The organism is Pediococcus sp. (genome assembly GCF_003533255.1).
Classification (GTDB): Bacteria; Bacillota; Bacilli; order Lactobacillales; family Lactobacillaceae; genus Pediococcus; species Pediococcus parvulus.
Genome location: NZ_DOEM01000014.1, coordinates 1 through 26,743, shown reverse-complemented (window position 1 = coordinate 26,743; position 26,743 = coordinate 1). Strand labels below are relative to the sequence as shown.

Sequence of the window (26,743 nt, the reverse complement as noted above, 5' to 3'; positions counted from 1 at the left end):
TACGATAAAAAAAGGATGATTTCTCATCGAAATCATCCTTTTAACACTTTTTAGTTTTCATCGTTATACTTTGAAGCACGACTTTGGTAAGTTCCCTTTTGTGTGTTGATATCAAGAACTTCCCCTTCTTTAATGAAATCTGGCACAGTAACAACTAACCCAGTTTCCATGGTAGCTGATTTACCAGAACCAGCAACAGTCGCGCCTTTAATTGAAGGTTCTGTTTCTGCAACCTTTAATTGAACTGTGTTTGGTAAAGTAATACCAATTACTTCAGAATTGAAGTAATCAATCTTAACGTTCATGTTTTCCAACATAAATTTCATTTCATTTTGGATCGTAGCTGTTGGAATTTCGTACTGTTCGTATGTCTCCATATCCATGAATACAGCTACATCGCCTTGAGTATAAAGATATTGAGCATCCTTTGTATCAACGATTGCTTGTTCAACCTTTTCTTCAGGACGCATTGTTTTTTCAACAGTAGAACCTGAACGGAGGTCATATAACTTCATTCGCATCACAGTGTTACCTTTTCCTGGCTTATGATGCTCCGAAGCCAATACTTTAATTAACTTACCGTTTTGTTCAAATGTCATTCCTGCTTTAAGATTTATTGCTTCAATCATGTATTTTCTCCTTGTACGTTACTTAAAATTTAATTTCGATTAACCTCATTTAATGATCGCGCTCCAGGTCCAGGACTCATATAGCCGACTTCCCTTCGTTTTAGTATCTATATCTAGTTTAACACTAAAATTACCAAAACAAAGTTTCTCATAATGAGATAAGCACATCTGATAGCGATGTTTGCTGAACTTTCCTCCAGATTATTTAATAAAATTTCCTAAACATTCGATTTTTCTGCCTAAAATACGTTAAATTAAAGCTATTCTTAAATTATCAAAACAAAACGATTAGAGGATCTTGTTATGAGGCGTAAGTGGCAAAAAATTGCGATTGGCTGTCTACTTCTAGTTTTTCTGGCCGGTGGATTGGCCTATTATGAGCGAGCGAACATCCGTACATTCTTTTTAGTGGATCAAATTCATCACAGTAAGCATATTTTAAGTACCGCGCAAATCAAACTGAATCTGCAGCCCACACTATCGACCAAAAACACTAAAACAACCGATCACTTAAGCCAAACCTATCGAAAACGGCTTGCAAACTTAAACACTGGTATCGGTAAAGCAAAAGTCATCGTAAATCCGTACAAGACCAGCCCTTTAACTGGCTTAATATTAGTCAAAACCAAAGCAGCGACTCGTGTCAGTGTATCTGTTCAAGGGGACAGCAGTAAAACCACCATTAAAAAGCGGTATAAATCTTATACTAATGCTCATAGCGTTGGCGTCTTAGGCTTATATGCCGACCGCACAAATCGGGTTAAACTAACCTTTGAAACTAAAAGTGGCCACAAGTTTTCCCGTGTTTACGTCATGAAAACTGGATCCTTACCTACAGATATTGGAACAAACGCTGTCAAAACAAGTAAGCCCTCAAAAATGGTCCTGGGATCTGGAAATACAAAATTAACATTTGCTGTAAGTAGCCAAGGCATAACTTATGGACTTGATGCTCAAGGAAAAGTCCGGTGGTACAGCACAAAATCGATCTCACATGTATTTAAACAATTGAGCAATGGTCATTTGTTAATTCTCACAAAAATTAGCGAAACAACTCCAAAATATAACGCCCTACAAGAAACTGATTTTTATGGACGTGTTTATCGCCAGTATAATTTTAGTGGCCTGTTTCCGACCCACTCGGATCATAAAAAATTAGCAACTAATACAGTTATTCATCATGACGCCATTGAGTTACCCAACCACAACTTGTTATTAACTGTGGATGATGGCTCCGCAAATTACGTTGAAGATACTATGATCGAGATCGACCGCCAAACAGGAAAAATAAAAAAAGTGATAGATTTAAAACGAATTTTGCCTCAGAGTGCCTATACGAAATACTCTGGTACTACCCGCTCAGATGGTAAAACTGACTGGTTCCATCAAAATTCCATGTACTATGATAAAAAGACTGGCAATTTACTTGTATCTGGCCGGAATCAAGATATGATTTTTGCCATTAATTATAAATCTACAAAACTAAAATGGATTTTGGCGGCTAATCAAAAATTACCCAAATCCTATCAAAAATATTTGTTGAAACCAACTACTAAAAACTACAATTTCAACGCCGGTCAACATGCAATTATGCTGATTCACACCAAGAAAAATAAGGGAAATCAGGTAGAATTGGAATTTTACAATAACAACGTGGTGGTAACCCGAGGTAACCAAAGCATTTCGGAAGATTACTCAGCCGCCAACATCGTAAAAATCAATCAACTTAAAAAGACAGTGACAAAAGTTTGGGGTTACGGAAAGTCACGTGGCACATCGGATTTCACCAATATTGTCGGCAGTAACTACGCAATTGGTAAAGGAAATAGTCTTATCAACTTTGGCTATGCGGATAGCGGCACAAGAAGTGAATTTGTAGAAATCAACCGTAAAACTAAACAGATTGTGTTTGACGTCAATCGAACTGGCTTTAGTAGTGGCGATTGGAGTTATCGTGCACAACGAATGTCTCTTTATCCAAAACATTTTGGTTTCTCCCTAAAGAAAATTAACTGACACGTATCTTTAAAATTTAAGAAAATAAAAATGCTGGTCAACTTTTGATCAGCATTTTTTCTATTTAAAACTCTTTGGCAACCTTTTCGGCTTCTTTAGCAATTGTTTCTCGATTGGCTGCCATATCATCAGGGTCTCGATGTGAATTACCTTCACAATAAATACCTTGATAATCCTTGACACCTACTTGGCCAAGTAACGCTTTTAGGTAAGCATCCCCCATATCGAGAGTTGCCATAAAGGCATTATCCGAATGATGATATGTTCCGCCTGAGGATTGGATATGAATAGCTTTTTTATCATGCAAGGTTCCTTCTGGGCCATGCGCACCTTCCACCCATGTTTTGGTAGAAACAATGACCAGATCCAAATACATTTTTAAACGATTCGGCAAAAACAGATTATACATTGGACTAATAAAGACGTATTTATCAGCTTGAATGAATTGTTCTTGAAGCTGTTGTTGACGGCTTAATAAGATCTGCTCGTTTTCTGAAAGCTCCTGATAAGTAACACCATTGGTGAGTTTCTTCCAGCTGTCTAAATTGCTGCTGTTAATTTCCGGCACGCCTTCAGCATATAAATCATGCCCAATAATCTGATCTTCGGGGTGTGCTTGCCGATAAGTTTCAACAAAATGATCTCCGATGACCAAAGAATTAGAAACATCTTCGGTTGCAGGATGAGCCTTAATAACTAAAACGGTACTCATTTCATCATCTCCATTTATTTATTACGTTTATACAATACCACAATTTATATTAATCCTAGTCGAAAGTAGTTTTTAAACCAAAAATAACTTCTCTAATCGTTGTTAGCGATCAAAGAAGTTATCGAATCTAATTTACTTTAAATAGCCATTCCATACATAACCATGAACTTTTCCGTTTCCGGAATGAACATAGTAGTACAAGTATGTCTTGCCATTGTATTTTTTGACATAAGTCTTACGTGTCACAGTAAAGTGAGTCTTAGGATAATTCTTCAAATAATGAAGAGTTACATATTGAAAATCGTTTGAACTACCTTGGAAACCATAAACACTGCCTTTTTTATTCTTAACAACATAGCGATGCTTGTAACTTACTTTGACAGTTTTAGTGATCTTATTTGGACATTTCTTAAGATAGGAATGCCAGATCCAACCAGACTTTTTGCCTGAAGTAATGTGATAGTACAAATACGTTTTTCCATTTCTTTTAATTACATACTCAGCCTTATTAATCTTATAATAGCCTTTCAAAGAACTAAGGGCGAAAGCTTTTTTGAAAGTAAAATTGTCGCTTGTACCATTAAAAGTGTAAGCATAGGCCTTTTTAGCAACTTTGTATCGATCTACGGGCTTTTTAGCACTCCCAGAAACATAGTTCGTAATCATTTTCTTGAAGGTTAACAAAGACTGTAATGGATAGCCATGAGGATCAAACAGAGCTTGATTATCATATGAGGAAGCTCCCCAGTACGAATTAACATTTTCCTCTTGATCACTATAACCAGCATCACCGTAATATTTAGCAGCGTATTGAGTTGCCCAACCAGTGCCATATTTCACACTGATATCTCGGTTGTATTGGTAATTATCCCAACCAGCTTTGACAGGAATCCAGGCTGGTTCCCAATAAAACGCACCCAAAGCCTTGCCGTAACCATTTTGCATCACTGTCTTCCAAACGTCACTAATCGCGTCAGATTGCCCTTGAACTGAGATTGGGAATGGTGGGTTTGTAATGTCACCCACAATATTATTTTGTCCATCCATATCATCTGTTGTGTATGGATAGCTCATTTCCATAACGGCAAATTTTTTCTTATATGTCTTAGTAATAACCTTTTCAGCGCCAATTAATTTGCTATCAGGACCATTCCAATGGGGATAGTAAGTTGCGCCCATGACATCATAATTAACCTTATTAGCTTTTAATTCAGCGGCGATTTTGGCAAAGGAAGACTCAGAAGGAGACTCATAATGAACAGCTGCCAAAGCACCTGGTGCATACTTATGAACGGCATTAACCCCTTCAGCAATGTACTGCATGTATTTAGCAGGATCTGATTCTTGCATCATACCTTTAGTTGTTTCGTTACCAACCTGCACCATACCGATGTCTACACCGGCCTTTTTCATGGTTGTCACAACTTTTTTAGTATAGTTGTAAACTGCCGTCTTCTTTTGAGCAAACGTGTAGTTTTTCCAAGCTTTTGGAAGTGCTTGTTTTGCTGGATCTGCCCAAAAGTCAGAATACTGTAGATCAATTAGAACCTTCATATGATGAGCCGTTGCATCTTTAGCTGTTTTTACTTCATTAGCTAAAGTTGCATCCCCACCACCATATGTATGACCTTTACTATCATATGGATCGTTCCAGATTCGAAGACGGACATAGTTTACACCTGAGTCTTCCAAAGTCTGAAGAATATCTTGTTTCTTACCATTGTAACCATAGAACTTAACGCCGGCATTCAGTTCAGCTTGTAAACTCGAGATGTCAACTCCTTGAATAGAGTTCGTTGTCACCCCGTGAGCTGGATTGACAGTTACCTTGTCATTTTTAACATTTGTCGTACCGTCAGCATTCGCAAAAACCGAAGTTGTTGCGCCACTTAACGCCACTAAAATCCCAGCACTAGCAATCAGTGCCTGGGCAAAAAGTTTACGCCATTTTCTCATATGATTATCTCTCCAGATAATATTTTTGAAACTTTATAAGCTTTTAGTTACTGTTTTATCTTAAGTTTTTCTTAAAAGATCGTCAAGGTAAGTTTTAATCATCTGAACAATAAAAATAGCCATTCCCAATGAATAGCTATTTCAAAAATTATTAACTTAAAGTGGTTTTACGTCATGGTGTCCAAACTGACGGACATGTTCCCGTGCAATTGCAACGATTGTTTCAGCGACGACTCCCATTGCTTCTGTGGTAACAAATTCGTAAGGACCATGAAAATTATCCCCGCCATTAAATAAATTTGGTGTTGGAATCCCTTTTGCAGTGATGGCATTACCATCAGTTCCACCACGAAACGGCTGAATATCCGGTGTTAATCCGATTCGGCGATAAGCATCCAAAGCTAAATTAACAATGTAGGGATTTTTTCGAATTTCATCGCCAATATTTTGATACTGTTCAGTCAACTCTAAAGTGACTCGCGGCTCCACAAAACGGTCATTAATTTTGGCTACGATGCGTCTAAGCAAAGCTTCTTTTTGATGAAAGCGAGGCGTATCAAAATCACGCAAAATTAAATTCAGGCTGGCATGCGCCACTGCCCCTTCAAAATGATTAACTAAGATAAAACCATCGTGATCCCGACTCTTTTCCGGAACCTCATCTTTAGGCAATGCACTCACAATCTCATTTGCAATTGTCACGGCATTCACCATCAGTCCATAGGCATCTCCCGGATGAACGGCGGTCCCTTCGACCTCAATTTTGGCTTCAGAGGCATTAAAAGTTTCATATTCAAATTGACCCGGCTGACCATTGTCTAGTGTATACGCAAAATCAGTTCCAAAGCCTTTGGCATCAAACTGTTTAGCACCCCGCCCGATTTCTTCATCTGGTCCAAACGCAACCCGAATTGGTCCGTGCGCTACAGTTGGATTTTGAATGAAATAGTCTAGTGCGCCGAATAGCGCCGCAACGCCGGCTTTATCATCGGCGCCCAATAAAGTTGTCCAGTCTGAAGTGATCAAACGCTGACCCACAAACTTTTTCAAGTTGGGAAATTCACTAGCTTTCAATACAATTTGTTTAGCTTCATTTAACACGATATCCTGGCCATCGTAATTGGGGTGCACCTGTGGCTTTACATGGTCCGCTGAAAAATCGGCGGTATCCAAATGGGCAATGAAGCCCAACGCACTGATTGGTTTGTCGGAATTACTTGACAAAGTCCCCGTCACATAGCCATTGGTTTCATCAAATTTAACTTTTGCTACGCCCAATTTCTTCAAATCAGCTGTGACCAGTTTAGCTAGCGCGACTTGTCCCGGCGTTGTGGGAACCGTTTGGCTGCGATCATCTGATCTGGTATTTACTTTTGCATATTTTACGAATAACTTTTCAATATAATCTTGATTGATTTCACTCATTTCTTTCATCCCTTATTTTGTGATATATGTTGTTTTCCAGTCATAAGGAACGCCGGCAGGATTATAAACAACGCTCTTAACGTTTGAACGTAGTAGCTGAGACTTAGCAACTTGATACAGCGGAATCGTGCCTTGATCGCTCATCAATAACTTTTCAGCCGCGACCAATTTAGCCCACCTTTTCTCTGGCTGGTTGCCATAGTCGTTTTCTGATTCGTCCAATAACTTATCAAACGTTTTGTTTTTGTATCCCGAAGTGTTGTAGCTCGAACCAGATTCATAAACATCCAAGAAATTAATTGGATCGGCAAAAACTGATTGCCAGGTCTGAATCGTCGCTTCATAGTTTTTCTCATTCTGTTTAGAGATGAGTTGGACAAACGGAATCGTTGAAATTGACACCTTCACATTTGGTAACCGATCTAATTCAGTTTGAAGGAATTCGGCAATTTGTTTACTGCTATCTGTGTCTGAAGTTAGTAAAGTTACTTTGATATTCTTTACACCAGTTTGTTGGTAGCCCTTCTTCAATAACTGTTTTGCTTTTGCTAAATCAGAACTAACTGCTGATTTTACATATGCTTCTTTATCAAATGATTCACCAGTTTTGGGGTTATTTCCCATTCCAGATGGTACAAATCCCTTAAGAGGCTCTGAGCCATCTTGTAAAACGTCATTTGTCAGTTGCTTACGATTAATTGCAAGTGAGAATGCGCGGCGAACGTTAACATTCTTGAAGGCCTTTACCTTGTTTTGATTTAACTCCAAGCGTGCCGTTGCAGTTGGCAAACGTTTCACAAAATCTGCATTGTTTTTATTATTTTTTACTTGTTGACCACTAAGCAATGTTTCATCTGTTTGTTTAGCATTAAATAAGTTGTAACTCGTCGTGGTACTTTCCGTAACAAGCTCATTGATCTTAGTTAAATGAACTGCTTTTTTATCCCAATATTTATTGTTCTTAACCAACGTCCACTTCTTACTTTGTCCATTCCAGTTAGCCAACTTGAAAGGACCGTCAGAAACCGTGTACTTTGCCTGAGTTCCAAACTTCTTACCGTATTTATTAACTATCGTTTGATTCAAAGGATAGAATAACGGCCAAGCTAAAAGCTTTTTAAAATATGAAACTGGTTTTGTCAGTGACACTGTCAATTTATATTTACCTGTTGCCTGAATTCCGAGTGTCTTAACCGATTTTTTGCCATTATTGATGGCTTCTGCATTTTTAACTTGGTAGAAATAAAATGCATCTTGAGAGGCTGTCTTAGGATTAACTGTTCGCCGCCAAGAATAAACAAAATCTTGAGCCGTTACAGCATCTCCATTAGACCATTTTGCGCCTTTACGTAATGTAAATGTGTAAGTTTTACCGCCATTTGTAACCTTAGTCTTTGCCGCTAGCGCTCCCTTAGGTGTTCCTTTACTGTTTAAACGATAAAGTCCCTCTTGAGTATTCATTAACGTATTGAAACTTAAAGTGTCCGTCGCCTGTGATAAGTCTGCCGTTGCCAGCTCTGAACTTTCTGTCCAATTCAACACCTGATTTTTAGCCAGTTTGGTGTTGCTTCCTGCCGTTGCTTGACTTCCACAACCACTTAAAATTAACAACCCTAAAACTAATACAACCGATTTTATTTTTCGATTCATAACAACCATCCCCTCTAGAATATAAAAAAATCGTCCCTCATTTCTGAAGGACGATTTTCGTGTTACCACCTTAATTTGTGAAATACTCGCATATTCCACCTCAATAACTTCTGTTACCAAAAGTTTGAGGCATTAACGGGCCTCATCACGAATTAATAGCTTCCACTGTTAATTTACTCCAAGTTCATCTTCACACAACCTTCTGATCCACGCTTTCACCAACTCGCGGTCTCTATAAACATACTAATTGTGCTACTCTTCTTATCACGGTATCTCGTTTGTTTCGATTTAATACGTTTTTAATCATACCACCGTTTTCTATGCTGTCAATGAGAAAATTATGATTGCCTTCTAATTTTATCTAGATCACCCAAAATAATTAGGTATGCAAATCCTATTGAATATAGACTTGAATATTCAGAACCATAATTTACTTTTTTGTTCAAAAGCTACAAATATGATCTATCAGTCACAAAACGCTCGTTTTTATAATTAGATTTTAATTTAATGATTAAGATCCATTCAAATCACTAATCTCACAAAAACTGTTTGTCTTAACGAAAACACAAAAAAACACCCACATGTGTGTGAGTGTTCAACGATGCTTGTTACTGGACTTGAACCAGCGACCTCCGCTTTACTAGAGCGATGCTCTACCAACTGAGCTAAACAAGCAAACGATATATTCGTGAAAGAATCAAAAAGACTCCTTAACTAGTATACCGAATTATGTAGAAAATTCAAATAGTTTTATTTTGAAAACTACATAATTTGCTACAAATCTCTAAAATTATTGTATAAACCAGTGGATAGTTAGCACCTATCTTTAGTGTTTTAGATGCGTCACACAACATTTGAGATAGTGCCTGATTAAAAATGAATATTCCTAGCTTTTTTCAATACAGAAAGGTGAAAAATTAAAAACCCTCCAAAAATAAATTGCTTTATATTTAGAAGGCCTTTATTATTCAATTTTGACTACCTTTAGCCTAAATTTTCACCGTTGCTCTTGATAACCTCTCTATACCAATCAAAAGAAGCCTTTTTGTAGCGGTTCAATGTCCCGTTTCCCTGATCATCTAAATCAACGTAAATAAATCCATAGCGTTTAGACATCTGACCAGTTGAAGCACTAACTAGATCAATGCATCCCCATGGCGTATATCCCATGAGATCCACACCATCTGTAATCGCGCCAGCCATTGCTTTGATGTGTTCACGCAAATAATCAATTCGGTAATCATCTTGTACATGGAACTGGTCATCTGGTTTATCAACCGCACCCAAACCGTTTTCCACAACAAACAATGGCTTGCGATAACGGTTATATAGTTCGTTCAAAGCAATTCGTAAACCGATTGGATCTACTTGCCAGCCCCAGTCACTTGTCTTTAAGAACGGATTTTTCACGCCCCCAATTAAGTTCCCGGAAGCCTGTTCACGATTCTTATCAGCCACATCAACCGTGGTGGACATGTAATAACTGAACCCAATATAGTCAACTGGATTGTCCTTTAAAGTTGCTAAATCTTCATCACCAATTTCCAGATCGGAAAAACTGAAACCAAACTTGTTCATCAGTTTTTCCGTATAGGCTGGATATTCTCCACGTACTTGAACATCGCCACAGAAATGATTGAAGGCTTGATTTTGTTCTAGTGTAGCTAATTGATTAACTGGATTTGCATCATAGGAATAAGTTGTGGCATAAAGAACCATACAACCGACTTTTAGATCAGGATCCAAGTCATGACCGATTTTGACGGCTTTTGCACCTGCCACAAACTGATTATGCCAAGCCTGATAGATATTCTGCTTATCATCGGCACCATTAGAGGCAACTAATCCTTGGCCCATGACAGGGAAATTAAAGGCACTGTTGATTTCGTTAAACGTCATCCAGTATTTAACTTGCTTATAGTAGCGAGCCAGCACTGTCCGCGCAAACCGTTCGTAAAAGGTAATTAACTGACGATTTTTCCAACCACCATATTTTTTCACAAGGTTTAAAGGCATTTCATAATGCGAAATCGTAATAACCGGCTCAATATCGTATTTCTGACAAGTCTCAATTACTTGATCATAAAATTTCAGTCCAGCTTCATTTGGCTGTTTTTCATCACCATTTGGAAAGATACGCGTCCAAGCAATTGAGAATCGGTAACATTTGAAGCCCATTTCTGCAAATAGCGCGATATCTTCTTTGAAACGGTGGTAATGATCAATCCCGTCATGATTTGGATAAGTATGCTGACTTTCATCAATTGTCCAATCAAAATCAGGAGCATTAACCAATTTAAAACGGTCGGGTCCACCAGGCAAAGCATCGGCAATTGATAAACCCTTGCCGCCTGCTTGATAAGCGCCTTCTAACTGGTTAGCGGCTGTCGCGCCACCCCACATAAAGTTTTTCGGAAAACTACTCATAGTCCATTTCCTCCTTAAATAATATATAAAGCAACATCATCATTAGTAACTGTCGTTTTTTCATTCGATACAATTTCAACAAAATCTTTTGTATTAGTGACAATAACCGGGGTTGTAATGTCATACCCCGCCTTCTTAATGGCATCTAAATCAACATCCATCAGAAGCTGACCCTTTTTAACCTGATCGTTGTCTTTCACATGAGCTGTAAATGGCACACCCTTTAAATTAACAGTGTCCAATCCAATGTGGATCAACAATTCAATTCCTGTATCACTCTTTAAACCAATCGCATGTTTCGTTGGGAAGACGGTCATAATCTGGCCATCAAATGGCGCATAAATTTTACCTTCTTCTGGGATAATAGCAACGCCATCACCCAACATTTTTTGAGCAAAGGTATCGTCAGAAACACTCTCTAAGTTAATCATTTCACCTTTAACTGGACTGTAAACTTTTTTAGTTTCTTTGGCACCAGAAGGCACCGTTGTTTTAACTGCTGGCTCGTCTTCCGACATAGCAGCTGCTTTAACTGGTTTTTCGTCGATTCCAAAAACAAATGTCAAAATAAAGGTCAGTACAAACGAAACAACTAGTACAATGATTGCATTAATTAAGTTGCTACTATCTGTCTTGCTAACAAACTGTGGTAACGAAATCAATGAAGGCACAGCAAACGCAAACGACTTCAAGTTGACAATTCCCATAAACAATCCGGTAACTCCACCTGAAATCATAGCTGCGTATAATGGTTTCTTATACTTCAAAGTCACACCATATAAAGCAGGTTCAGTTACTCCAGCTAGCAAAGCAGAAATTCCGGCAGCACTCGCAATCTGACGTGTGTTTCGATTCTTGGTCATAAATACGACGGCAAAACATGCCGCACTTTGCGCAATATTAGCAGCCAACATTGCTGGAAGAATCAAAGTATCTGGTGAAGCAACGGAAGCAGCTAAGAAGATTGGTGCAAAGGCCCAATGCATCCCAGTCATAACAATCAGCGGCATAAAGGCGGCCATCAAAGCCATCGCAAGCCAGCCTGCTTTTCCTTGGATAAATAAAATGATAAAGGATAATAATTTACCCGCATATGTTCCGATTGGTCCGATCAAAACAAGTGCTAAAGTACCTGTCACAAACAAAACTAACAGTGGTTTCAGAATACTCTTTAATGAGGCTGGGCAAACTTTATCAATTCCCATCTCAATATACTTCATTGCCCAAACTACTAACAAAATTGGAATAACTGATGATGAATAATTAACCAATGTAACAGGTAAATCCATAAAATGAACCGCTTTACCTGCTGTAACCATTGCTGTGAAGTTCGGATGAATCATAACACCGGCAATCGTGATTGCCAACATTGGCGTAACTTTAAAGTACTTGGCAGCTGTATAAGCTAACATGACCGGCAAGAAATAAAATGGCGCATCCCCAAAGATGTTTAAAATTGCATAGGTTTGTCCTTTTTCATTCAACCACCCTAAAAGCGGCAATAAAATCAAGATAACCTTGATCATCCCACCACCAATTAAGGCTGGAATTAACGGTGACATACATGATGAAATAAAATTGGCGAACCGGTTAAACAAATTAACTTTTTGTTTTTCTTCTCCCTGATCAGGTGTTTGGTCCGCATCACCTGTATCAATTTTGCCTAGTTTCAAAATTTCATTGTAGTAGTTTGTCACATCGTTACCGATAATAACCTGATATTGACCAGATTGATGATTAACACCCATGACACCTGGGATATTTTTAACTGCCTCATCATCTACAATACTTTCATCCTTTAAACGAAAACGTAGCCGTGTCATACAATGAATCAACGAATTAATATTCTTTTCGCCACCCACTGCCTCAAAAATCTGTTTGGCTGAACCTGCATAATCCATAATTAATTTCTTCCTTTCTTTCCATAAAAAAAGACCCAAATAGCCAAATAAGCTACTTAGGTCATGCTCAACTAAGATAACACCCTATAAGTTTTTAACAAGACGGCTAATGTGAACCGTCAAATATAATAATTCCGTACTGCTAATTTCATAGTTATATTTTTCCTGAATAAATGTTTGGATCTTCCGTGAACATTCATACGGACCGGCATACTTCTTTTCCAAGGTACGAAGCAAATCTTCATCATCGTCATCGTAGTGCTTATTTAAAAGGACGCGCTGGGCAAAAAACTTTAAATGCGTGATGAAACGATAGTAGTTTAAAGAACTTTCATCAAACTCAGTATGATAATAGTCCTTTACAATATCTTCGACTTCTTTAACCATGTTTGTGACGCCATAGGCCAAATTTTGTTCAGCCCCGGACTCTGTTTCTGCATTCACGAAATGCAAAGCAACAAAGGCACTTTCATCATCTTCTAGCGTGATCCCAAGTTCATTTTTCACAACTTCAACAAGTTTTTGACCGACCGCAAACTCGTCTGGATAAAAACGCGCCACATCCCATTTTAAAGGATTCTTGAGAATAATATGATCACGATATCTTTGAATCGTCGTATGCAAATGGTCTGTTAAATTCACATAAATAATTTCATTTAACTGTTTACCTAATTTGATCTTGGCAAAATTAATAATCTTTTCCGCAATCATAATCTCGTTCAACGGCACATCAATGACTAAGTCCGTAAATTTGTTCATTGTATCCGGATCTTTAATAATAAAAGTCTTTTCTACTTTTTCAATCTCAATCTCTTGTCCCTTTTTCTTACCAAACGCAATTCCAGGACCCATTAACAAAATGGCTAGACCATCATGGTTCTCTGAAATTGCTGTATTATTGTTTAAAACGCGTTTTATTTTCAATCGGACCACCTAAAAAGACTTATTCATTGCAGCGAAAAAATCCCTCCAACAAATAAGTCATGCTCAAAATTTTGATAACACCTTATGATATTTAATTTAACAAATCTACTATCACACATGCTTACCCGAAGTAATAACATTGTGACAATGTTTCTATATTAGCAGTGAATGTATCCGCTGTCAAACTTTTACAAAAAATAAAGCCTGTTTTACATAACAATTTCAACATTTATTTCATTAATCGGCATTTTTTCATCGTCATTCATAGGTAAACCAATTTCAAAAAAAATCAAATAAATGCTGATACATGTGAGATCATGTAACATAACCACTTGCATTATTGTTTTCTGTAACCTAGACTAATAAATGAAATTATTTGTAAATTTCATTCTATTTTTCAGGAGGTTTTCATAATGAAAACATATTTTCAGAGGTTAGGTCGTTCTTTACAGCTTCCCGTGGCCGTCTTACCGGCGGCAGCACTACTTGTCGGCGTCGGCTTTTGGTGGGCATCCGCAGATAGTGGTTTTATTGCCCGGTTTTTACAAGCTGGTGGTAATGCAATTTTAAATCAATTGCCACTACTCTTCGCTGTCGGGACAGCATTAGGGATGGCTAAGGATAAGGATGGCTCCGCAGCTTTAGCTGGACTAGTTGCATTTGAAGTTCCCACAAATGTTTTGAAGTCTAGTTCCGTGGCGACCTTGCTTGGCACTAAAGTTTCGGCAGTGGATCCGTCATTTGCAGCAATCAGCAATGTTTTCATCGGAATTATGTCCGGTTTAATTGCCGCGGCCTTGTATAATCGATTCCACAACACCAAATTGCCAATGGCGCTTTCCTTCTTTAGTGGCAAACGGTTAGTCCCAATTATGGCGGCGCTCGTCATGTTAATTGTCAGTGCTGTCCTGCTTGTCATTTGGCCACCGCTTTACAACGCTTTGGTCATTTTCGGAAAATTTGTCGTCGGCTTAGGCCCTCTAGGAGCTGGTATTTACGGATTCTTCAACCGCTTGCTGATTCCAACTGGTCTTCATCAAGCTTTGAACTCTGTCTTCCTATTTAACGTAGCCGGGATCAATGATATTGGTAAGTTCTTAGCTCATGAAGGTCCGAAAGGTGTTACCGGAATGTACCAAGCTGGTTTCTTCCCTGTTATGATGTTCGGGTTACCAGCTGGAGCCTACGCCATTTATCGAAACGCGCGTCCTGAACGCAAACAAGAAGTTGGTTCCTTGATGCTAGCAGGCGCCTTTGCTTCATTTTTCACCGGTGTTACTGAACCTCTTGAGTTCTCCTTCATGTTTGTAGCTTGGCCGTTATACGTCATTCACGCCTTCTTCATGGGCTTATCAATGGCATTTGCCGCCTTCATGCACTGGACAGCCGGTTTTTCATTCAGTGCTGGTTTAATCGATTATGTGCTGAGTTTAAAAAATCCAATTGCAAACCATCCGTTAATGCTGATTCCGCAAGGATTAGTGATGGCTGCCATTTACTACTTTGGATTTAATTTTGCCATCCAAAAGTTTAACTTAATGACTCCTGGACGAGAACCATTAACTGACACTGATGACGGTGATGCTCCCCAGGCAACTATTCAAACCGATGATAAAGACGATAAATTCAGTATTCAAGCGAAAAAAATTTATGTGGCCCTAGGCGGTGCTGATAATTTAACTGCTGTGGATAACTGTACAACTCGTTTACGTTTACAACTGAAAGATACGGATAAAATCGATGAGGCTGCCATCAAGCGCAGTGGAGCTGTGGGCTTAAATAAGCTTGATAAAGTAAACCTCCACATCATTATTGGAACTGAAGTTCAGTTTGTAGCCGATGCTTTAAGCAAACTGTTTAACGCCAAAACGCCGCTTGCAGAACTTGAAGAAGAAGCAACGACTAAGACCCAATCTCCTGCTGAAACAACGTCGGATTCTGCTATCAAATCTGGTGTATTAAATGAGTTTTACAGTGTTGCTGATGGCACGTATATGAATATTGAAGATGTCAATGATTCAACATTCTCGCAAAAAATGTTAGGTGATGGATTTGCCATTGAACCCACATCTGGCACCATTACCTCTCCAGTTGATGGGACGGTTACCACCGTCTTTCCAACCAAACACGCCATTGGTTTTACAACTGATTCTGGTCTGGAGATCCTCCTTCACATGGGAATTGATACAGTCGAATTAAAAGGTAAACCTTTTGATGTAAAAGTTAGTGATGGTCAACACATCAATCATGGTGATTTAGTTACTAACGTTGATTTACAAGCCATTAAAGATGCCGGCAAACAGACCCCCATGATGGTAATCATCACCAATATGGATGCCATTTCTCTCCTGAAATTTAAGGTACTGAATAATCAGGTTTCGCCGAAAACTAAAATTTTGGAGGCCACAACTAAATAAATAGATGTGACATCAAGAAGAGTAAAAAATATTCAAAAAAAGAAGAGAGACTACGAAAAACACTATGTTTTTGTTGCGGTCTTCTCTTCTTTTTTCATTTTTTATGCAACTGTGATCGAAATCTTTTCGATAATTGCCTCAAAATCTGTAAGCGTCTGTTTCCACGTAATGGACTTTAAATAAGAAACGCCCTTTTTCACTCGTTTTTCAATTACAAAACTATTCAATCTGGCGTTTAAAAAAGTCTGGGCCAAATATTTTTCATCAAAACTAGTCTGTAAATAAGAACCTTCTGGCAAGAAATATTTTCCTGTTCCTTCTTTAAAATCGATCAATGGAAGCCCACAACTCATCATTTCAAAAGGTACTAACGAGAAGTTTGTCATTGATGGAGCAATGCCAAAATCACAACGATGATACAAATCAATCATCTCAGTTTTGGTTAGTTTGCCAAGATTTTCTCCATTAATAAACTTTGCGGCTTTATCAGTACCAAAATAATGTAAATTCAATTTCATATCATGTTTAGCTAAAATTGCCTGACAATTCTTCAAACTCAACTGAATATTAATTGGTGCTCGTCTTGGACTGCTCCACTTAGTATACACGGCCACATCAAAGCTACTTTTATTCTGATAATGACTAAAATCACGAGATTGATAAGGATACTGTTCCAAGTTGACCGGAAAATTAATCTGATCAATTGGACTTGTCACAGTACAATTCTCCTTAATCATTTTTGCGCACCATGGCCCCAACGAAACCATATGCAGTCCTAATTCATAACTTCTTTTGGCCATTTGATAACGATCACCATAAGGATAAAAATAAGGCTCATAATCTTGCACAAAATACATTTTGTAACCTGGTTTATTTTTAATCACATACGCTGACTCCCACAAAGTTGCGAGCCAGATATCCGACTTATGTGAATCTAACTGACTCATGTCCAAACAAGTACCTTCATAACCGGCATAGTTGAATTCAGCGTTTTGAGCCATCTCTTTACGAGTTTGCGGCACATAACTTAGATAATAAACATCGTATCCCTGTTGACTAAGCAATGTTCCTAAATGTAGCATTGTTGTTTGACCGCCGTCATAAGCAATAATTCCGGTCGTGACAAACGTAATTGAATGATACGCATCCTTTTTTGTCTGTTTCACAGGCTCACTATTAAAATATTTCAGAATCTGATCATAGCCGTGAATGTCACCTTGAGGGACATCCTTGGTTGCTGTTTCTACTGGTTTCACAATAATTCACTCCTATTTTAAAGCTTGAATACTTTCCGTTTAATTATTCACTTGATTAGATGTGACCATCGTTCTATTTTTGGTTTCAGGTACGACCAAGTAAACAAATATGAGACAAAGAACGCCACAACCCGCAAAAATTCGGAAAACTGCGGACAATCCTAACGCACTCATCAAAATTGGATAGATGAAACTAACTGCAAAGTCCGCCATCCAAACAAAAAACGTTGAAAAACTCATTCCAACATCACGAATATCAATCGGAAATAGTTCTGACAAAATTAACCAAGTTAGCGGACTGATAAGTCCTTGCTGACAAATTAAAAATAACGTGATAAAAGCCAGAACTGTTATGACTAGCCCTAAGCCTGTCAGTAAACGAGTTACTAAACTCAAAGCGGCTAAAATTACCGAACTACCAATTAACCCCGCCAACAATAAATGACGGCGTTTGAATCGTCCAACAATTCGGACACTGATACCCACACTCAACACAGATACTAATCCAATGATGATGTTTCCATAAAGTGACGAACTTCGTGTTAACCCAGTTTTTTCTAACATTAAGGTACCGTAATACATAATGGCATTGACCCCCGTGATCTGCTGAGCAATTGCTAGTCCAACCCCTATTAATAAAATCTTGATATTACTCGAAAATAAGACGTTTCGCCAAGTTTGTGCTGGAGTAACTGAATCGTCATCAGTTTGAAGTTCTTCAACTTCTTGCTTAGCTTCCTTGGGTTGCAAATATCTCTGCATGACCAATTTAGCTCTTTTAAAATAGCCATTCTTCCATAACCAAATAGGGCTTTCCGGAACGGAACGATCCTCCAACAACAAAATTGCAGCCGGTAAGGACGCCATGACTAACATGACACGCCAAATCCACATAATATTGCTAAACGTCCCACCAATAATGGCATTAACGGCATAAGCGAAAAATTGCCCCAACACAATTTTGAAATCGTTACGGGTAACAACCATCCCCCGGGCATTAATCGGTGAAATTTCCGAGAGATAAACAGGAATTACTTCGGATGCCGCCCCGACGGCAATTCCCAAAACAAACCGAAAAATAATAAAAATAAATTCGTTCGGTGCCAACGCACAAAATACATTAGCGAGAATAAATAAGCTGGCAATCCATTGGACCACACGATGGCGCCCATAAAGTGCCGAAACTTTTCCAGTAAACATGGAACCTAAAGCGGCACCTAAAATTAAAATACTGGATACTAAACCTTGACCTGTCGCATTTAAATTTAGCTGCGATCTACTTGACATAAATGGCAACGCACCGTTAATCACACCTGTGTCATAACCAAATAACAAACCACCAATTGTGATTACGCTGGTTGTATGACGTAAGTTACGTGTTCTATGATGCAAACAAATCACTCCTTAATAAAATAAAAAATATCATCCTCAAATCAGTATTCTGTTTCGAAAGTTACCCTCCTCCACTAACTAATTTAAAGTGCTATCCAAGTAAACCCTACTACCAAATTTTGGCATAAACAAACAAAACCCATTATAAAGCGTTTTCATTGAGGGCCACACTGGATTTTCTCTTCTATTTGGAGAGACAATTGCATATAAAAAAAGGCCAATTCTTATGTCTAGAATCGAACCTTTTGTAGTTAAAGCACCTTTTGCATCAAATAATCTGTCTGTTCATCATCGCCCATAAAAAAGGAATGTTGGCCAATGCGTTTGAACCCAAACTTGGCGTAGAAATGTTTAGCCGGTTCGTTATGTTCCCAAACGCCCAACCAAATTTTGGCCTTATGATTTTCACGAGTTAGTTTTTCCGCTTCTTGAATGAGGCGGGTACCTAATCCCTGGTGTTTAAAAGCTGGACGAATATAAATTCTTTCTACTTCCAAATTATCAGTTCCCATTTTTTCGGTTTGCGCATCATTTATATTTACTTTTAAGTACCCGGCTGTTTCTTGATCGACCTTCACAAAGTAAAAACTAGAATTAGGATTTGCTAACTCCCGCTGCAATTTTTTCGGTTCATACGCCTCCGTCAAATAAGCGTCCATAATATCAGGCGGGTTGAAAGGATCAAACGTATCCTTATAAGTTTCGATACTCACTTTTTGTAATTCTTGCCAATCATTGACGTCTAATTTTGTCAGTTGCACTTGTTTTATCATTTCAGTACCTCCGCTGATTTCCTTTTTTAACATAATTCCAATCTGACGAAACGTTTTCGCGCATTCGGGTTAATAATCGTTCAACTAATTGCCGTTCTTCATCCGTAAACCCATTCAAAGCCACCCTAGTTGAATACTTGTTTTCCCTTTGAATAACGGGGAAAATTGCCAGTCCTTTTGATGTTGGAAAGAGCTGTTTATTTTTCTTATTAGTGACGCCCATTCGTTTTTCAATTAACCCATTTTGCGTTAATTTCTGAATGGCTCGAGCCGCGGTAGTCCGATCCACTTTAAGCATTTCAGCTACTCGTTCTTGAATAATACCGGGATTTTCACAAATGCGCACCAAGTAAAGGTACTGTCCTTTGGTTAACTCATACTTTTTAAACTCAATATTACTAATCGAATCGAGTGCTCTTGAAATTGCGCCAATTTCGCGTAAAACATCGGCCATTGGAAATCACCTCGCTTAATAAAAAACATTATAGCATTTTGTTGCAAATACAGCAAAACCAATTTTCAAAATATCAAAATATCAAAATTCATCTTAACAGAATGGTCGACTTGAAACTGATCTAACAAGGTGTATACCATATGTGATTCACAACATTGGGGGAGCAGGAAATGGACAAAAAACAAAAAGCAATTTTTAATTTAATTGATGAGGCCTACAAAGATCCAGAAATCAAACAAAATACAGAAATTTCAAAGTTTCTCTTAACTTATGCAACTGAATTAGAAAATAATGCTGAAGTCAAACTAGTTTGCGTAAAACTCAGTCGTGAAATTACACATTATTTACTTGCTCATCAATACGTGGCACCACATGCTTTAACAACTTTGTATGAAGGAATTGCCCATAATGCTGTAAAGTACTGGGGACCAGCATATCTTTACTAAACTATACAAAAATGAGGTTTGGGAATTTCCCCTTACCTCATTTTTGTGACTTAACTTATTTATCATAGTCGAAACTGAAGTCACTTTTCTAAATTTAATCTGACCACACCGATTTAGCCGTGTCGATCACAAGTTTCAACTTGTCCCATTGCTGGTCTTCGGTCAAGTGGTTACCCTCTTCAGTTGAGGCAAAGCCACACTGTGCTGATAAGCAAAGATCTTCCAAAGGTACATATTGGCTAGCGTCCTTAATTCGTGCTTTCAAAACAGCCTGTGGTTCAAGCTCTGGTTTCTTAGAAGTAACCAAGCCTAACACAATGCGTTGATGACGGCCATTATCGGCAATCTTCTTAAGAGGTTCAAAGCCACCAGAGCGTTCGTCATCATATTCCAAGAAATAACCATCAATATGGAGTTGTGCTAAGTAGTCGGCCACTGGATCGTAAGCCCCTGCCCCTGCCCATGTTGAAGCATAATTTCCGCGACACACATGCATCGTCAAGGTTAAATCTGCTGGTTTGTTATCAGCAATGGCGTTGATTGCACGAACAGCTGCTTTCGCAACGGGTTTTAAGTCAGGATTCAGCGTGCCCTTTGAAAAACTGGCCCACATTCCCCATGAGGTATCATCAATTTGTAGGTAACGACAACCTAAATCATAAAAATGCTGAACCGTTTTTTGGTAGGCAACAATCAAATCGTCCACAAAGTCGTCCAAATCATAGTCATAATAGTCATCAAAAATTTCTGCATCCTTATTAGGAAACAAAACAGATGGGCTTGGAATCGTTTGTTTAGCAGTCACGCCTTCTGGCACAATACTATTTAGGTATGAGAAATCCGCAAAGAAAGGATGATCAGGGTTATAAGTCACCTTATCTGTGATCTTGATGCCACCTTTACGGGTTTCAAGACCATTAAAATTATACCCCTTTTCAGGTGTGAAGAAATGGGCACCATTTAGACCATCGATAAAGTCCAAGTGCCACCAGCTACGACGGAACTCACCAGCAGTTACCGCCTTTAAACCAAGCTCAACTTGTTTTTTAACAATCCGGTCAATTTCTTGGTCTTCAACCTTTTTCAACTCATCCGTGCTAATTTTATTAGCATGAAATTTGGCCCGAGCCTCTTTCAAAGCTTCTGGCCGCAACAAACTGCCTACTTCGTCATAACGATATGGAAATTGATTCTTTACACTAACTGTCATCTCATACACTCTCCTATTTATTATTTGAACAATAAAAAACGCCCCTGGAATAAATTCCAAGGACGATTGATCTCGCGGTACCACCTTTTGTTTTTGTTTAGTTCACACTAAACAACTTAAAAAGTACGACAATAAAATTGCTATACTCTGCGCGTTAATGGGCGTACCCAATGTTGTCTAGTCAATGATTCAACAACATTTCTCTCCAAGACCATCTTCACCACTTGATTGTAGTTCCTTTCACCAAACGGAACCTCTCTAAAAGTCAATCGCATGACTACTCATCTTTTCATTGTTCATTTATTAATTTGATTTTAATGCAATTCTAATCGTGATAAAATGAATTGTCAAGTGGAAAAATAAATGAATAAAATACTAGTTATAAAAAGCTAAGTGTGCTTTATGTGGGATCGTAAACCTGCTGGAAGCGTACTTAGCATTTATAACCGTCTTTCAGAGGGTTCCTCCATCTAAATATAAAAAGCTTTAATCCTTTTAAACACATCGTCATTAGGGATTTGAACCCTTGCATCTACTGCAATAACGCTAACAATCAATATCACGCCTCTTCATTCAACATGATAAAATAAGTAAAAAAGAATTTTAATATAGAGAGGAAGCTAGCCTCATGGATCGAACATATCCTTGTGAACTTACTTGTATTTGTTTAATTAACTGTAATCAAAAAATACTTGTTATGAAAAAAAATGATTCCGAATTCGAACCATCACTAACATTTCCTGGTGGTCATGTGGAACCCAACGAATCCGTCACAAGCGCGGCCATTCGAGAGATTAAAGAAGAAACTGGTTTGACCATTGTGTCTCCCACACTAATGGGCTTTGTTAATTTCGACCGTCAAGACAGTCTCAAAGAACTCATCTTTGTATATCAAGCAACAATTCCCACAGAAACTGCAACACATAACCTAGCCGGAACAAAAAATGAAGGTCAAACATTGTGGTTGGCACGGAATCAAATGAAAAACTATAAGCTAAATTCGGTTGTTTCGGCCATTTTTACCGATTATCTCAATCATAAAAATAAAGAGTTGTACTTTCCAAGCAACCAAACATTTAAGGAGCAAAACCATGATTAAACCCATCAATCGCAACACAGCGTCACTATCACAAAAGGCAGTTAAAGCTACCAAAGCAGATGCTCAAGTGACAACTGATTTATTAGACACTCTCAAGGCGCATCAAGCTGATTGTGTTGGGATGGCGGCCAACATGATTGGTGTGAACAAACGCATCATTGTTTTTCAAATGGGACTATTGCCAGTTCCAATGGTAAACCCTATAATTACGAAAAAAACAGACGCCTATTCCACTAAGGAAGGCTGTCTGTCTTTATTAGGAGAACGTCCAACTACCCGTTACAAACAAATTGAAGTGGCTTATCAGGACCAAAATTTTGTCCCCCACACTCAAAAGTTTTCGGACTGGATCGCCCAAATCATTCAACATGAAGTTGACCACTGTGACGGCATTTTAATTTAGCTATTGTTCCAGCATCACTCTCTTAGTTAAGCGCAAACTTCTGAATCGCTTTTGCTAAACCATCATTGTCATTGGTATCAGTCACATAGTCCGCATTCAGTTTGGCTAACTCAATGCCATTCCCCATCGCAACAGCCGTTCCTGCAAACTTAAACATCGGGATGTCATTTCTTTCATCCCCCACTGCCATCACTTCGTTTGCACTTAGATGTAATGCCATGGCAAGATCTTTCAGTGCCTGTCCTTTGTTTACCACAGGATTCATTAACTCGAGAAAGTTTTGTTCGGCTCGCACCACATAAAAGTCTTGTCCAAATGTGGCTCTAACTCCGGCCTCAATTGCATCAAGCTGGTCTTTTTCACCAACAAATAGGCCTTTTGCAATTTCAAAATTATCTGGTAACTCGTCTGGCGTGCGAATTAGCAACCCAGCACTATTTTCCCACGCCTGAACCACCGTAATCCGATTCACATCATGATCTGCTGTGTAAATCAAACTGTGTTCATCAAGCACGTTAAACGCAATTTGCTGGTGTTGCGCATAGCTAGTCATTTTTCGATAATCTTCATTTTTAACTAAATGTTTTGCCACAACCCGACCACTAACGGATTCAATCACCGCCCCATTATAGGTAATGGCGTATTGATCATCGCCATCAATCCCCAAAGCTGCATCGTAGGGTTTAACCCCGGCAAGTGGTCGTCCTGAACACAAGACAACTTTGATCCCACTGGTCGTTACCTTTTTGATTGTCGTTATAGTGTTAGGCAATAATTTCCCCTGTGAATCCAATAACGTATCATCAATATCAAGTGCAATTAAACGAATTGACATGTTGATCTCCTTTCAGCGTGACACATTGTTTTTACTGTACCTATCTCTTGCATATAGGTAAACTATAGCAGATGATAGAGAGATGTAAGCGCCATTTTTAAAAGTAATTGTGGCCATTTTAAGCATTTTTAGTTAATTAGCAATCAAACGATCTAGAATTAATCTTGGGGTGAACTCTAATGCAAATTCAACACGAAAACGTCCAAGTCATGCCTGGACTTCCTTTTAAATATTATGAACACAGTCCTTTAACATCCATTAATGTTGCGCCTCACTGGCATCAAGGAATCGAATTAAATTGTTTAACAGCTGGCAAAACTTTAAAATTTGTTACGGACGGCAAGACTGCTGAATATCACCCTGGCGACATTTGGGCAGTCAATCGACGAAGTGTCCACAGTGCTTCTGGTGATCCCAACGTTGACTGGGCAGAATTTGGCTTAATTATAGATGATGATTTTTTACAGGCCCAACTACCGAAAAGTGCTAATTGGCAAATCACTTTAGTTGGTCCCCAAGCCAAACAAAATGATCCAACCGGTTACGCCGCTATTCGTACCCATTTGATTGCGATTCACGATATTCTTGCGCAGGGAATTTCAGATTTAGCGCGGTTATCTGTCTTAAGTCATTTTTACAACTTACTCGTTTTGCTGGCGCAGTCATTTACCATCCCTGTTGCCCCTCAAAATGTGAAAACTAATCCATCGTTGGCTGATACAGTAATGGATTATATTGATCACACGTATGCCCACCCCATTACTGGAGCAACGCTAGCCCGCCAATTTCACGTGTCCTTGACGACTTTAAATCAACAATTTAATGCCAATCTCCAAATGTCGGTGAATCGTTACCTGCGGCTGGTGCGCTTAATGAATGTCCGGCGGTTACTCTTGGAAACGGATAAACCCATTGATTACATCGCCAATATTTGTGGTTTCACCAACAATAAAACCTTGAATCGTAATTTCAAAGCATGGAAGAACCTAACACCAACCGCCTACCGCCAAACCTATGCGCGGTATCACAAAATTGATACCAGTTGCTTTCAAAATCGTCCTTTGTAAGGGTTGCTAAAATGGTAAACTACCTTCTGTAATTACATTATGGAAGGCTTTTTTGATCCATGAAAATTGTGGGTAACCAAACTGCCAACCAAATAAAATTTTGGAGAATATTAATATGATTAAACTAATTGCAGTTGATATGGATGGCACCTTTTTACGAGATGATATGAGCTATGATGAATCCAAATTCGCGGCATTACAGAAACAATTCAAGCAACGTAAAATTCGGTTTGTCGTCGCTAGTGGTAATCAGTATTTTCAACTGAAATCTTTTTTTAAAACTTATCCCGACACAATTTATGTGGCGGAAAACGGCGCTTATATTCGTGATCAACAAAATATTTATGCGCTACATTCATTTTCACCAACAATTGTCACTCACATCTTAAACGATCTCGCTTTGGTTGCCAACCTGAAAATTATAGTGTGTGGTCAAAAAAGTGCTTATATTTTGGCCAGTGAGGATCCAGCTTATATCACTAAGATGCGTCAATTTTATTATCATTTAGATTTAGTAGATGACTTCTCAAAAATCGATGATCATATTGTAAAATTTGCGATTGGTTGTCCACCAGAAAAAACTGACGCTATTGTCAAACAGCTCCAAACCCTTTTAACGGGCTTGGCTGAACCAACAAGCAGTGGTCACGGCGATATCGACCTCATTCAACCCGGCATGAACAAAGCGGCTGGTTTAAAAGAACTAGGCAGTATTCTTGGTATCGACCTTTCTGAAATGTGTGCGTTTGGAGATGGTGGTAATGATCTCGAAATGATCCGTGAAGTAGGATTAGGCGTTGCTATGCAAAATGCGCAACTGGCAGTCAAGGCTGTGTCTGATGACCAAACATTGGATAATCAGAAACAAGGCGTTTTGGTTTTCTTAGATCAATTATTAAAGTCCCAAAACTAATTAAAACTTGGTTTAAACCCATCATTGCTAATCTAAATCACTTGAAAAAGATTATAAAAACGAGAAGAAAGCCATAATTGAACTAATTATTTGTAACACAAAGACCCTTTCTCAAAGACCATCAGGCAGATTGTGTCGGTATAGATAATAATATGATTGAGGTCAATAAACGAATTGCTGTGGTTTAAATGGGAGTCTTACTAGTCACGCTAATCAATCCAATCATTACAAAAAAGCAGTCTTTGTGAAGGTAGTATGGAATCGTGTCCATGATTTCATACTACCTTCAAACTGTTATGAAAACTTATTTTTATACCAACTTTGGAGACGCAAATTATGGAAACAAATACTAATAGTGGCGATGCGTTTGGCAAACTGTTTTTGGCCTTCGCACAAGTAATCTCACAAAATCGGTCTCTCGAAGATTTCGAACTCACTAGATTGCAAGCCATCACGCTCAGAAATGTTTACCGTCACTCCGGCATGACCATGACTGAACTGGCAATCGCGATCGGCATCACTCGACCACAATTGACCCGCATTATTAATACACTTGAAAAACGTGGGCTAGTGCACCGAAAACGAAACGAGGATAATCGCCGAATCATTAATGTTCAACGCACAAAAAAGGGTCAATCAGTTGTTAAGGCCCATATGGATTTGATTCAGTCTCAGATCGAAAGTCGAGTCGCCTTACTTGATAGCAACGATCAAAAATCTTTAGTCCATCACCTGGAAGAAAGTATCCGCTTAATGGAAAAGGCGGGGATCATTGAACTGGGAATCGAAAAAAATTAACAAAAAAAGACGGTCTTAATGCGATAATCCCTTTGTGGTT

At 38.6% G+C, this 26,743-nt stretch carries 22 protein-coding genes, 1 tRNA gene and 1 other annotated feature; of the genes, 8 read left to right on the top strand and 15 right to left on the bottom strand.

Annotation, left to right across the window (positions count from 1 at the left end):
- Positions 1 to 50: 50 nt before the first annotated feature.
- Positions 51 to 629 carry an elongation factor P gene (gene efp / locus DD627_RS04080; protein WP_057784076.1) on the bottom strand — a complete coding sequence of 193 codons (579 nt, stop codon included), beginning with the start codon at positions 627 to 629 and terminating at the stop codon, positions 51 to 53.
- Positions 630 to 932: 303 nt separating this feature from the next.
- Here efp and DD627_RS04075 point away from each other — a divergent pair, with 303 nt between their 5' ends.
- The gene (locus tag DD627_RS04075; RefSeq protein ID WP_260274265.1) at positions 933 to 2,645 is read left to right on the top strand and encodes an aryl-sulfate sulfotransferase; all 1,713 of its coding nucleotides are present in this window, start codon (positions 933 to 935) and stop codon (positions 2,643 to 2,645) included.
- A 64-nt stretch (positions 2,646 to 2,709) separates the two neighbouring features.
- On the opposite strand, the gene DD627_RS04070 is transcribed toward DD627_RS04075, so the two are convergent.
- The 8 genes from DD627_RS04070 to licT all read right to left on the bottom strand — a co-directional run bounded on the left by DD627_RS04070 (position 2,710) and on the right by licT (position 13,640).
- A complete protein-coding gene (locus DD627_RS04070) occupies positions 2,710 to 3,357 on the bottom strand; it encodes an FMN-dependent NADH-azoreductase (RefSeq protein ID WP_057784073.1) in 648 nt (215 codons plus the stop codon).
- A 132-nt stretch (positions 3,358 to 3,489) separates the two neighbouring features.
- Positions 3,490 to 5,313: a glycosyl hydrolase 53 family protein gene (locus DD627_RS04065; RefSeq protein ID WP_260274266.1), complete on the bottom strand. Its 1,824-nt coding sequence runs from the start codon at positions 5,311 to 5,313 to the stop codon at positions 3,490 to 3,492.
- A 156-nt stretch (positions 5,314 to 5,469) separates the two neighbouring features.
- Positions 5,470 to 6,738, bottom strand: coding sequence for a peptidase T (pepT, locus tag DD627_RS04060; protein WP_260274267.1), 1,269 nt, complete (start codon positions 6,736 to 6,738; stop codon positions 5,470 to 5,472).
- A 12-nt stretch (positions 6,739 to 6,750) separates the two neighbouring features.
- Positions 6,751 to 8,397, bottom strand: a complete 1,647-nt coding sequence (locus DD627_RS04055) for a peptide ABC transporter substrate-binding protein (protein ID WP_260274268.1) — start codon at positions 8,395 to 8,397, stop codon at positions 6,751 to 6,753.
- Between the two features lie 593 nt (positions 8,398 to 8,990).
- Positions 8,991 to 9,063: transfer RNA gene (locus DD627_RS04050), tRNA-Thr, on the bottom strand.
- Between the two features lie 309 nt (positions 9,064 to 9,372).
- Complete coding sequence (locus DD627_RS04045; protein ID WP_057784065.1) at positions 9,373 to 10,815, bottom strand: glycoside hydrolase family 1 protein; 1,443 nt, start codon at positions 10,813 to 10,815, stop codon at positions 9,373 to 9,375.
- 14 nt (positions 10,816 to 10,829) lie between these two features.
- Entirely contained in the window at positions 10,830 to 12,716 is a 1,887-nt protein-coding gene (locus DD627_RS04040) for a beta-glucoside-specific PTS transporter subunit IIABC (protein ID WP_260266688.1), read from the bottom strand.
- 84 nt (positions 12,717 to 12,800) lie between these two features.
- Positions 12,801 to 13,640 carry a BglG family transcription antiterminator LicT gene (licT, locus tag DD627_RS04035; RefSeq protein ID WP_057784060.1) on the bottom strand — a complete coding sequence of 280 codons (840 nt, stop codon included), beginning with the start codon at positions 13,638 to 13,640 and terminating at the stop codon, positions 12,801 to 12,803.
- 413 nt (positions 13,641 to 14,053) lie between these two features.
- On the opposite strand from licT, the gene nagE reads away from it, so the two are divergent.
- Entirely contained in the window at positions 14,054 to 16,057 is a 2,004-nt protein-coding gene (nagE, locus tag DD627_RS04030; RefSeq protein WP_260274270.1) for an N-acetylglucosamine-specific PTS transporter subunit IIBC, read from the top strand.
- Positions 16,058 to 16,158: 101 nt separating this feature from the next.
- Here nagE and DD627_RS04025 read toward each other — a convergent pair whose 3' ends face one another.
- From DD627_RS04025 to DD627_RS04010, 4 genes are all read right to left on the bottom strand, one after another.
- Complete coding sequence (locus tag DD627_RS04025) at positions 16,159 to 17,313, bottom strand: glycosyltransferase (protein ID WP_260274271.1); 1,155 nt, start codon at positions 17,311 to 17,313, stop codon at positions 16,159 to 16,161.
- A gap of 39 nt (positions 17,314 to 17,352) precedes the next feature.
- Positions 17,353 to 18,705 carry a sugar porter family MFS transporter gene (locus tag DD627_RS04020; protein ID WP_260274272.1) on the bottom strand — a complete coding sequence of 451 codons (1,353 nt, stop codon included), beginning with the start codon at positions 18,703 to 18,705 and terminating at the stop codon, positions 17,353 to 17,355.
- 251 nt (positions 18,706 to 18,956) lie between these two features.
- Complete coding sequence (locus tag DD627_RS04015; RefSeq protein WP_068805009.1) at positions 18,957 to 19,478, bottom strand: GNAT family N-acetyltransferase; 522 nt, start codon at positions 19,476 to 19,478, stop codon at positions 18,957 to 18,959.
- A gap of 1 nt (position 19,479) precedes the next feature.
- Positions 19,480 to 19,932, bottom strand: a complete 453-nt coding sequence (locus DD627_RS04010; RefSeq protein ID WP_057784051.1) for a MarR family winged helix-turn-helix transcriptional regulator — start codon at positions 19,930 to 19,932, stop codon at positions 19,480 to 19,482.
- Positions 19,933 to 20,102: 170 nt separating this feature from the next.
- On the opposite strand from DD627_RS04010, the gene DD627_RS04005 reads away from it, so the two are divergent.
- Positions 20,103 to 20,378, top strand: a complete 276-nt coding sequence (locus tag DD627_RS04005) for a bacteriocin immunity protein (protein ID WP_260266685.1) — start codon at positions 20,103 to 20,105, stop codon at positions 20,376 to 20,378.
- Between the two features lie 94 nt (positions 20,379 to 20,472).
- Here DD627_RS04005 and DD627_RS04000 read toward each other — a convergent pair whose 3' ends face one another.
- Positions 20,473 to 21,588, bottom strand: a complete 1,116-nt coding sequence (locus DD627_RS04000; protein ID WP_260274273.1) for a 5-methyltetrahydropteroyltriglutamate--homocysteine S-methyltransferase — start codon at positions 21,586 to 21,588, stop codon at positions 20,473 to 20,475.
- Positions 21,589 to 21,643: 55 nt separating this feature from the next.
- Positions 21,644 to 21,890 (bottom strand) — a binding site (T-box leader).
- A 326-nt stretch (positions 21,891 to 22,216) separates the two neighbouring features.
- On the opposite strand from DD627_RS04000, the gene DD627_RS03995 reads away from it, so the two are divergent.
- A complete protein-coding gene (locus DD627_RS03995) occupies positions 22,217 to 22,687 on the top strand; it encodes an NUDIX domain-containing protein (RefSeq protein ID WP_057784046.1) in 471 nt (156 codons plus the stop codon).
- Positions 22,680 to 23,090, top strand: coding sequence for a peptide deformylase (locus DD627_RS03990; RefSeq protein WP_260274274.1), 411 nt, complete (start codon positions 22,680 to 22,682; stop codon positions 23,088 to 23,090). Before DD627_RS03995 ends, DD627_RS03990 begins: the two co-directional genes overlap by 8 nt.
- Before the next feature lie 22 nt (positions 23,091 to 23,112).
- On the opposite strand, the gene DD627_RS03985 is transcribed toward DD627_RS03990, so the two are convergent.
- Complete coding sequence (locus tag DD627_RS03985) at positions 23,113 to 23,925, bottom strand: Cof-type HAD-IIB family hydrolase (RefSeq protein ID WP_260274275.1); 813 nt, start codon at positions 23,923 to 23,925, stop codon at positions 23,113 to 23,115.
- A gap of 179 nt (positions 23,926 to 24,104) precedes the next feature.
- Here DD627_RS03985 and DD627_RS03980 point away from each other — a divergent pair, with 179 nt between their 5' ends.
- From DD627_RS03980 to DD627_RS03970, 3 genes are all read left to right on the top strand, one after another.
- On the top strand, positions 24,105 to 24,992 hold the full coding sequence (locus DD627_RS03980) for an AraC family transcriptional regulator (protein ID WP_068804997.1): 888 nt from the start codon (positions 24,105 to 24,107) through the stop codon (positions 24,990 to 24,992).
- A 115-nt stretch (positions 24,993 to 25,107) separates the two neighbouring features.
- Positions 25,108 to 25,905 (top strand): Cof-type HAD-IIB family hydrolase, encoded by a 798-nt coding sequence (locus tag DD627_RS03975; RefSeq protein WP_260274276.1) that lies wholly within the window; start codon positions 25,108 to 25,110, stop codon positions 25,903 to 25,905.
- Positions 25,906 to 26,241: 336 nt separating this feature from the next.
- On the top strand, positions 26,242 to 26,703 hold the full coding sequence (locus tag DD627_RS03970; RefSeq protein WP_057784037.1) for a MarR family winged helix-turn-helix transcriptional regulator: 462 nt from the start codon (positions 26,242 to 26,244) through the stop codon (positions 26,701 to 26,703).
- Positions 26,704 to 26,743: the final 40 nt, after the last annotated feature.